The organism is Stenotrophomonas sp. 05L414_2, assembly GCF_056397905.1.
The window spans coordinates 1-8,902 of sequence record NZ_JBFTOJ010000164.1; the positions used below are offsets into that span (position 1 = coordinate 1).

Below are 8,902 nucleotides of genomic sequence, written 5' to 3' on the forward strand. Positions count from 1 at the left end.
GCTCCGAGTCGAACACCAGGGCATCACCGGCCCAGCCGTAGTACAGCGGCTTCTTGCCGACCCGGTCGCGGGCCAGCCACAGGCACTGTTCCTGGCGGTCCCACAGGGCGATGGCGAACATGCCGTTGGCGCGCTGCAGGGTGTCCTCGACGCCCCACTGCAGGATCGCGGCCAACAGCACCTCGGTATCGGAATGGCCACGGAACGCATGCCCCAGCGGCTCCAGTTCGGCGCGCAGCGTGGCGAAGTTGTAGACCTCGCCGTTGTAGGCCATCACATAGCGGCCGTCGGCCGAGGCCATCGGCTGGTGGCCCAGCGGTGAAAGATCGAGGATGCTCAGGCGCCGGTGGGCCAGGGCAATGCCAGCGGCGGCATCGACCCAGGTACCGCCGTCATCCGGCCCGCGATGGTGCAGCGCCTGGCCCATGGCCAGCGCCTGCGCCTGCAGGACCTCGGCCGGCGTCTGTGCCGCCGGCAACAACATACCTGCCAATCCACACATGCATCAGGGTTCCTGCGCCAGGTCGAGGGCGGCGCCAATCACCGCATTGTCGCTTGGAAGCCCGAACATTGCTGCCCCCGCCAGCGGCGTATAGGTATCGGCACCGCAGACCCGGCGCACGGGCAGGTGGCCATGGCCGGCCTCGACCAGCGCGGTGATCACGCCCTCGCCGACGCCCCCGCTCTGGCGCCCTTCATCCAGCACCAGCACCCGTTGCGCGGTGGCGGCCTGGGCGCCGATGAAGGCCGCATTCAACGGCACCAGCCAGCGCAGGTCGACCACACGCACCTGCCAGCCCAGCTGCTGCTCGATGGCGACCGCTGCGCGCAGCGCCATCGGCACACCGTTGCCATAGGTGAAGATCACCAGATCGCTGGCATCCGGCGCATACACCCTGCCCTCGCCCAGCACCAGCGCCTGCCCGGGTGCGGGGTAGTCGAACAACCACTGGCCGTCGCCGGCCGCGTGCAGATCCTTGGTCATGTACAGGGCGATCGGTTCAAGGAACACCGCTACCCGACCATCCACGCGGGCCAATGCCGCCAATGCGCGCAGCATCATCACCGCATCATCGCCACGCGACGGACAGCCCACCACCAGCCCCGGGATGTCACGCAGCGCCGTGATCGAATTGTCGTTGTGGAAATGGCCGCCGAACCCCTTCTGGTAGCCCAGCCCGGCCACCCGTACCAGCATCGGGTTGCGGAACTGGTCGTTGGAGAAGAACTGCAGCGAGCAGGCCTCGCCACGTACCTGGTCGATGGCGTTGTGCAGGTAGGCCAGGTACTGGATTTCCGGAATCGGCAGCATGCCCATGTTGGCCAGCCCCTGGGCCATGCCCAGGATCATGGTTTCGTCCAGCAGCGTGTTGAACACCCGGCGCGGGCCGAAACGGCGCAGCAGGTCGCGCGTCACCGTGTAGACGCCGCCTTTCTGCGCCACGTCCTCGCCAAACAACAGCGCCTGCGGGTACTTGCCCAGCAGCTCCTGCAGCGCATGGTTGATCTGTATCGCCAGATGCCGCGGCGGTTGCCGTTCGGGCAGCGCATCGGCGCCGCCGTACAGTGCCTGCCGGGCCTCGATGGGCGCCACGCGCTCGGCCTCGGCCTGCACCGCTGCGGGCGTATAGGGTGCCAACGGCGTGATCACTTCCTGCAATGTCTGCAGCTTCGGCCGCGAATCGGCATCGATGGCGGCGGCCATGCAGCGCGCGCGCAGGGTTTCATAGGCGGCCTCGACGCCCGCCGCATCCATCCAGCCCGATTCCAGCGCGATCTGCGCCGAGCGCAGCAGCGGGTCCTGCGCCTCGGCCGCGCACAGCTCGGCCAATGCGCGCCATTCCACTTCGAAGTCGGTACCGGCGTGGCCCATCAACCGCGTGGTGCGCAGGTGCAGGAAGGTGGGCCGACGCATGCGCCGGCAATGCTCGACCGCCGCCTGCACCTGCGCGTGTCCGGCCGCCAGGTCCAGGCCATCGGCAAAGAAATAGTCCAGGCCCGGTTGCCGGCTGAAGCGCTCTGCGATCCATCCTTCAGGGGTCTTCACCGAAATACCCAGGCCGTTGTCCTCGCAGACGAACAGGATCGGCACCGGCAGTTTCTGGTAGGCCGACCACATCGCGGTATTGAACGCGGTCTGCGCGGTGGCATGGTTGGCCGAAGCATCGCCGAAGGAGCACATCACGATGCTGTCGGCGGGAATCGGCAGCGGCTGGCTCAGGCGYCTGCCACTCTCGATCGCCAGCGCGGTACCCACCGCCTTGGGCAGGTGCGAGGCGATGGTCGAGGTCTGCGGCAGCACCCACAGCGGCTTGCTGCCCCACACTTTGTGACGGCCGCCGCTGGCCGGATCATCGGCACTGGCGGCGAAGGACAGCGCGGCGTCGCGCACCGGATCCATGCCGGGCACCAGCCGCGCACGCTCGGCCATGAAGGCGCCGGAACGGTAGTGCAGGAAGGCGGGGTCGGTGTGGCGGCAGGCGCGCGCAAGCAGCGCGTTGCCTTCATGACCGGACGAGCCGATGGTGTAGAAGACCTTGTTCTGCACGCGCAGCACGCGCGCCATCAGGTCGAGCTGGCGACTGAGCAGCTGCGATTCGAACAGTTCGCCGAAGGCGGCGGCGGTGAGGGTGCTGCCCGGCAGGATCGGCGCATCCGGCGCCGGGCGCGGACGCGGGATGCCGCGCCAGGCGCGTACGGCCTCGAGGAAATTGACGTCACAGACCTCGGCGCGATTGAGACCGCGCATGCGCGCGGGAATGGGATCAGGAACCACAGCGAACATCGAACACCCTCCGTGTCGTTGTTGCAGACCGTAACGCCAAGGCTGCCCGACCCTTCCGCTGGTCGAGCACGCCCGACGCTGCAGGGGAATCAATCCGGTGCGTTGAACCGCGCGCGCACCTCGGCGGTCACCGCAGGCATGGGCACGAAGCGAGGCTGCGCTCGCACCCGCTGCAACCAGGCCCCCACCTGCGGGAATGGATCCAGTGCGATGCCACCGTCGGCGGCGACATCGGAATAGGCAAACAAGGCGATATCGGCGATACCGTAGTCATCGCCGGTGAACCACTGCGCCTGGCTCAGATGCTGCTCCATCACCGCCAGCGCGCTGGCAGCGCGCTCATGCAGGCGCGGCAGTTCAGCACGGCGTGGCGAGTCGGCCGGTGTCCAGCCGCGGATGAAGCGTGCCACCGCCACGCAGGGTTCATGCGTGTACTGCTCGAAGAACATCCAGCTCAATGCCTGCGCACGCTGCCAACCGTCGGCGGGAAGATACGGCGTCCCCTCGGCCAGCCAGAACAGGATCGCATTGGACTCGGTCAGCACGCGGCCGTCGTCGCGCACGATCAACGGCACCTTGGCATTGGGGTTGAGGGCAAGAAATTCCGCTGTATGGGTCTGGCCGTGGGCGCTGTCCACCTCCACCCAGCGGTAGCGGCTGCCGAGCTGTTCCAGCAGCAGGCGCACCTTGTGGCAATTGCCCGAGACCGACATGCCATGCACCGTCAACGCAATGCGTTCTTCCACCATTGCCTGCTCCAGGGAGATCCCGGCCTGCAGCCGGCTGTCCGCAGTCTGGCAAGCAGCTTGGCGATTGCCAAGCGCGGGTGCAGCATGGCGATTCGGTTGTGCCGGCCGCTGGCCGGCAACCTCGATGCAGCTGGATTCGTGCGAATGCCGGCCAGCGGCCGACACTACCGGACAGCGCTCAGCTGTGCGCGCTGTTGCCACTGCCCGCGCGATTGCCCCCAGATTTCAAGCGGCTTGCCTTCATAGGGCGGTGGCAACTGCCCCATGCGCAGCAGCGTACTGCCGAGCTTGCGTGCAACCACCTTCGAATTTTCGTTGTCTTCGGCGATGGTGTGGATCACCTCATCCCAGTCCAACGTATCGAACGCCCAGTCGATGGCTGCGATCGCCGCCTCCGGTGCGTAGCCCTTGCCCCAGCTGGCCCGTCGGATGCTCCAGCCGACCTCGGTGCCGGGCCAGTCCTGCGGCTGCCACGGCCCCATGCGACCGATCCATTCACCGCTGGATTTCTCGATCACGCTGAACATCGAGAAGCCGAACAGCTGCCATGCGCCGGCCAGGCTGCAGAAGCTGCGCCATGCCACCGAGGGCGCCTGCACACCGCCCAGCGTGCGCATCACCTCCTCATCGGCGCAGAACGCCAGATAGGGGGCGTAGTCCTGCCGCTGCGGCGGACGCAGGATCAGGCGTTCGGTTTCGATGCGCAGGTCAAAGATGCTCATGGCGTCATGGTAGAGCCACACCACGCGTGGATGAACCCCACCCATAAAAAAACAGGCCAGCAGAGGCTGGCCTGTTCGTTACCGATGTTGCCGGAGAATTACTGACGGTTCGCGGTCGCGTCGCCGGCTGCAGCCGTCTGGGTGACCAGCTGCCCATCCACTACCGGCAGGCGATCGCTGGCCGGCTTGTTGTCCATACGCACGGTCTTCTCTGCGCCGTCGTAGCGGTAGGTCACGTTGTAGCCCTTGACCACGTCACTGGTGCCCATGGCAATGCGGTTGCCCGGCTTGCTGCCCATGCGCATGGTGCCGGTGGTGCCGTCTTCATTGCGGTAGGTCACGTTGTAGCCGGTGACACGGCTCGACTCGGAGGTCGCCGTTTCGGTGTGGCACTGGCGCTCGGTGCGGTTGACCACGCGGCCACCCACATGGCGCTTGTCGACCTGGTTGCCGATGAAGCCACCGGCCACGGCACCGGCAGCGGTCGCGGCCTTCTTGCCATTGCCGCCACCCACCTGGTTGCCCAGCAGGCCACCGACCACGGCACCGACCACGGTGCCACCGACGTTGCCATCACGCTCGGGCAGGCGTTCCTGCACCACCACGTCCTGGCAGACCTCATGCGGGGTCTGGGTGGTGGACGTCTCGCGTACCGGATCGGTGCCGATCACGGTGGCATAGGCCTTCTGCTTCTCGGTGATCGGATCGACCTTCAGCACATCGGCGTATTCCAGGCCACGCGGCGCACTGGCGTCCACTGCGTCGCCACGTGCGCCATCGTCGGTGGCATTGCCATCGACAAGCCGCGATTCACTCGGGTTTCCGGCGCTCAGCTGCTCCGGCGACTTGTCGCCGCTCTTCATGAAGGCGGCGGTGGCGATACCACCGACCAGCAGCGCGCCCGCTGCGACCAGGACAGTTGTAGTTGTGCTTTTCATGACCTGCTCCTTGCGGACCGTCCGCAACGTTCTCAGGCCAGATTGCAGCATGCGGTGCCTGAACGGAATCTCCACATTTCCTGCTCACCGCCGTAACCCATTCAGCATCTGGAAATGCTGGGCCCGTGGTAGCGTTTGCACATTCCCCAGGAGGACCTCCGCCATGGCCAACCCGATGCTGCTGCCGGTCCTGCAATGGGCACGCCAGCTGCGCTACCCCACCCTGTTCAAGCTGACCGCGGGCCTGTTCGCGCTGACCCTGTTCATCCCCGACCCGATTCCGTTCGTCGACGAACTGATGCTGGGCTTTGGCACCCTGCTGCTGGCCAACTGGAAGAGCCGCAGCGCGACCACGCCACCGCCCCTGGAGCAGCGTTGAACCTGCTGGTCGACAGCCACTGCCACCTGGATGCCAGCGAATTCGACGTTGACCGCGAGGCGGTCATCGAGCGCGCACGCGCTGCCGGCGTGCAGTGGCAGGTGGTTCCGGCGGTCACTGCGGCCAGCTGGCCAAAGCTGCGCGAGGTCTGCCAGCAGGCGATGGGGCTCTACCCCGCCTATGGCCTGCACCCGATGTTCCTGGACCAGCACCGGCCAGAACACCTGCCGCAGCTGCGTGAATGGATCGAACAGGAGCAGCCCTGCGCGATCGGCGAATGCGGGCTGGATTTCTTCGTCGAGGGCCTGGATGCCGAGGTCCAGCAGGACTATTTCCTCGGCCAGCTGACGCTGGCGCGCGAGTTTGACCTGCCGGTGATCGTGCATGCCCGCCGTGCAGTGGATGCGGTGATCACCGCGATCCGCCGCATCGGTGGCCTGCGCGGGGTGGTGCACAGTTTTTCCGGCAGCCCGGAACAGGCCGCACAATTGCACAAGCTGGGATTCCTGCTTGGCCTGGGCGGACCGTTGACCTACGAGCGAGCGCAGCGCTTGCAGCGGCTTGTCCGCACGATGCCACTGGAGCAGTTGCTGCTGGAGACCGATGCGCCGGACCAGCCCGACGCGGGTATCCGTGGCCAGCGCAATGAGCCGGCGCGGCTGGCGGTCATCGCCCGCCACATCGCCGCACTGCGCGGGATGGAACTGGATGCAGTGGCGCAGGCCACCACGGACAACGCACGGCGGCTGTTCAACCTGCCCACCTGACCGGTAGCGCCGGGCCATGCCCGGCGGCATTGTGCTGGTCGCGCTGTGCGCTCGCCTGGCCTGGCCCGGCGCTACCGATCACGCGTCGGCGTGATCCTCGGGCACTTCGGCCTTCACCTTCTTCGGCTCCAGCAGCATCTCCAGCGCCTTGCCCACGGCCGCGAACGCAAACGCGCCGGTGATGTGGGTGGCCGCGCCCAGGCCGGCGCCGCAATCGAGCTTCAGGGCCGCATCCGCGCCCAGGTTCGGCCGCAGGCCACAGACGCTGCCGTCGGCCTGCGGATATTTCACGTTTTCCAGCGAATACACCGCCGGCACGCCGAAATAGCGCTTGGCATTCTTCGGGAAGTTGAATTCGCTGCGCAGCTTCTTGCGGATCAGCGCCAGCATCGCGTCATGCTCGGTGCGCGAGACATCGCGGATGCGAACCAGGGTGGGATCGGTACGGCCGCCAGCCGCGCCGACGGTCAGCAACGGCAGCTTGCGGCGGCGGCACCAGGCGATGGTTTCCACCTTCACCCGGAAGCTGTCGCAGGCATCGATCACCAGGTCGAAACCGCGGTCCAGCAGTTCGGCCATGTTGGCCGGGGTCAGGAACGCCTGCACGGCGTCGACCTCGATCTGCGGATTGATCGCCCGGCAGCGCTCGGCCATGGCCTCGGCCTTGTTGCGGCCGTAGTTGCCTTCCAGCGCCGGCAGCTGGCGGTTGGTATTGGATACGCAGATGTCATCGGCATCGATCAGGGCCAGATGGCCCACCGCCGAGCGCGCCAGCGCCTCCACCACCCACGAGCCGACGCCGCCCATGCCGACCACGGCAACACGGCTGCCCTGCAGGCGCTCGAGCGCGCCGACGCCATACAGCCGTTCAATACCGGCGAAGCGTTGTTTGACCTGTTCGTTCATCCAGCTATTTTAACGTGCAGGTCCCCTGACTACAGCACGACGACGCCGAACCCACCGTTGCACGCCCGGAGCGCCCGCCATGAGTGCCAGCCCACCCCGCCGCCCGTCCACCGCCTACCGCTATCTGTTCGTGCTCGGCCTGGGCCTGCTGATCGGCCTGATTGCCACGGTGATGGTCGGCCGCGCACTGCAGGCACGCCGCGATCCGTTCCCGGACAGCCTGATGCAGGTAATGCAGCGGCAGGCGGATCTGCTGCAGCAGGCTCAGCAGCAGAACCGCTGCAGCCTGGCCGACAGCGTCCCGCGCTTGCAGGTGCTGCGCCTGCTGTCCAACGATCTGGACCAGGCCTTCCCCGGATTGAAGGACAGCCGGCAGTTCCAGCAGCACGCCAGCCAGTACCGGGCCGATCTCAATGCGGCATTGGCCAGCCCGCCCATCGACTGCAACGCGTTGGCGCAGCAGGTCCAGGCACTGCAGGACGATTGCCGGGCCTGTCATCAGGACTTCCGCTGATTCATCTTCGAGTGGGCGAAGGCCGAGGTGGTTGGCGCCTTGTTCACGTTGGAAAGAGGAGGATTCGCTCACCCTGCTGCATGACGCAGTACCACCCAACGCACCCGCCTTCACGGCCAGGAGATGCCCCATGAAGATCCAGCTCATCGCCGCCAGTGTCATCGCAACCGTCGGCCTGGCCGGCTGTGCCACCTCGCCGGGCTACGGCGGTGGTGGTTACAACAACGGCTACAACAACGGCGGCTACGGCAACAACTCCGGTTACAACCAGGGCCGTTGCGCCGACTGCGGCATCGTCACCCGCATCAATGCCGTGCAGTCCGGCCGTACCGCGCCTTCCGCCACCGGCGCGATCCTCGGCGGCATCGTCGGCGCGGTTGCCGGCCATGAGATCTCCGACCACACCGGCGGCAGCCGCGGCAACAAGAACATCGCCGCCGCCGCTGGCGCCGTGGGTGGCGCATTGGCGGGCAACCAGATCCAGAAGAACGTCACCAGCGATACGTATGACATCAGCGTGCGCATGGATGACGGCCGCACCATCGTGGTCAACCAGCGCGACCTCGGCGGCATCCGCGAAAACACCTATGTCCGCGTGGTCAACGGCAAGGTCATCCTGCGCTGAACCGCAGCGGGCCCCGGCCGATCAGAACCGGAGCAACAAAAAAAGGCCCGCTTGCGCGGGCCTTTTTCATGCCGGCAAGCGGCAGGTATTACGCCGGCTGGACCTTGTCGGCCTGCAGGCCCTTCTGGCCCTGCACCACTTCAAAGCTCACAGCCTGGCCTTCCTTGAGGCTCTTGAAGCCCTGGGTCTCGATGGCACGGAAGTGCACGAACACATCCTCGCCATTCTGCCGGCTGATGAAGCCGAAGCCCTTGGCATCATTGAACCACTTCACGGTACCGTTCTCGCGATCAGCCATCTCACTAACTCCCTTTGACTCTCTACTTGTTGTTGGATACGCCTGTTGGGCGGCTGACAAGCAAGGGGGAAGCGAGGTGCATCGATGCAGCGGATCGGAACGATCTTGCTTCATCAGGCCACGATCCACGGTGACCTTGCCAAGCTCAGCGACTGCAACTTAACCCGACCAAAACGAAAAAGCAACTGGCAAAAACCTTTCACTGTCAACCCCATAAAG

The 8,902-nt window shown here is 66.2% G+C and carries 11 protein-coding genes; 4 read left to right on the forward strand and 7 right to left on the reverse strand.

Translation table 11 applies throughout. From position 1 onward, the window contains the following. The 5 genes from AC1DJN_RS18095 to AC1DJN_RS18115 all read right to left on the reverse strand — a co-directional run. Positions 1 to 502 (reverse strand): asparagine synthetase B family protein (locus AC1DJN_RS18095; protein WP_478039661.1); only part of this gene is annotated, 502 nt, incomplete at its 3' end. 3 nt (positions 503 to 505) lie between these two features. Next, positions 506 to 2,785, reverse strand: a complete 2,280-nt coding sequence (locus AC1DJN_RS18100; RefSeq protein ID WP_478013643.1) for a thiamine pyrophosphate-dependent enzyme — start codon at positions 2,783 to 2,785, stop codon at positions 506 to 508. An 89-nt stretch (positions 2,786 to 2,874) separates the two neighbouring features. Further along, positions 2,875 to 3,534, reverse strand: a complete 660-nt coding sequence (locus AC1DJN_RS18105; protein ID WP_032978854.1) for a glutathione S-transferase family protein — start codon at positions 3,532 to 3,534, stop codon at positions 2,875 to 2,877. Positions 3,535 to 3,698: 164 nt separating this feature from the next. Further along, on the reverse strand, positions 3,699 to 4,256 hold the full coding sequence (locus AC1DJN_RS18110; RefSeq protein WP_442251774.1) for a GNAT family N-acetyltransferase: 558 nt from the start codon (positions 4,254 to 4,256) through the stop codon (positions 3,699 to 3,701). A gap of 98 nt (positions 4,257 to 4,354) precedes the next feature. Further along, positions 4,355 to 5,194: a glycine zipper 2TM domain-containing protein gene (locus AC1DJN_RS18115; protein ID WP_025876774.1), complete on the reverse strand. Its 840-nt coding sequence runs from the start codon at positions 5,192 to 5,194 to the stop codon at positions 4,355 to 4,357. A gap of 163 nt (positions 5,195 to 5,357) precedes the next feature. Between AC1DJN_RS18115 and AC1DJN_RS18120 the strand changes: the two genes are divergently transcribed. Next, positions 5,358 to 5,573: a DUF6116 family protein gene (locus AC1DJN_RS18120; RefSeq protein ID WP_442251775.1), complete on the forward strand. Its 216-nt coding sequence runs from the start codon at positions 5,358 to 5,360 to the stop codon at positions 5,571 to 5,573. After that, the gene (locus AC1DJN_RS18125) at positions 5,570 to 6,340 is read left to right on the forward strand and encodes a TatD family hydrolase (RefSeq protein ID WP_442251776.1); all 771 of its coding nucleotides are present in this window, start codon (positions 5,570 to 5,572) and stop codon (positions 6,338 to 6,340) included. Before AC1DJN_RS18120 ends, AC1DJN_RS18125 begins: the two co-directional genes overlap by 4 nt. 78 nt (positions 6,341 to 6,418) lie before the next feature. Here the strand turns inward: AC1DJN_RS18125 and AC1DJN_RS18130 are convergent, their stop codons facing one another. Next, the gene (locus AC1DJN_RS18130; RefSeq protein WP_032978845.1) at positions 6,419 to 7,246 is read right to left on the reverse strand and encodes a tRNA threonylcarbamoyladenosine dehydratase; all 828 of its coding nucleotides are present in this window, start codon (positions 7,244 to 7,246) and stop codon (positions 6,419 to 6,421) included. 79 nt (positions 7,247 to 7,325) lie between these two features. On the opposite strand from AC1DJN_RS18130, the gene AC1DJN_RS18135 reads away from it, so the two are divergent. Next, the gene (locus tag AC1DJN_RS18135; protein WP_025876769.1) at positions 7,326 to 7,760 is read left to right on the forward strand and encodes a cytochrome c; all 435 of its coding nucleotides are present in this window, start codon (positions 7,326 to 7,328) and stop codon (positions 7,758 to 7,760) included. 130 nt (positions 7,761 to 7,890) lie between these two features. After that, on the forward strand, positions 7,891 to 8,385 hold the full coding sequence (locus AC1DJN_RS18140) for a glycine zipper 2TM domain-containing protein (RefSeq protein WP_032978839.1): 495 nt from the start codon (positions 7,891 to 7,893) through the stop codon (positions 8,383 to 8,385). Between the two features lie 88 nt (positions 8,386 to 8,473). Here AC1DJN_RS18140 and AC1DJN_RS18145 read toward each other — a convergent pair whose 3' ends face one another. After that, positions 8,474 to 8,683 carry a cold-shock protein gene (locus tag AC1DJN_RS18145; RefSeq protein ID WP_025876765.1) on the reverse strand — a complete coding sequence of 70 codons (210 nt, stop codon included), beginning with the start codon at positions 8,681 to 8,683 and terminating at the stop codon, positions 8,474 to 8,476. Between the last annotated feature and the right edge of the window lie 219 nt (positions 8,684 to 8,902).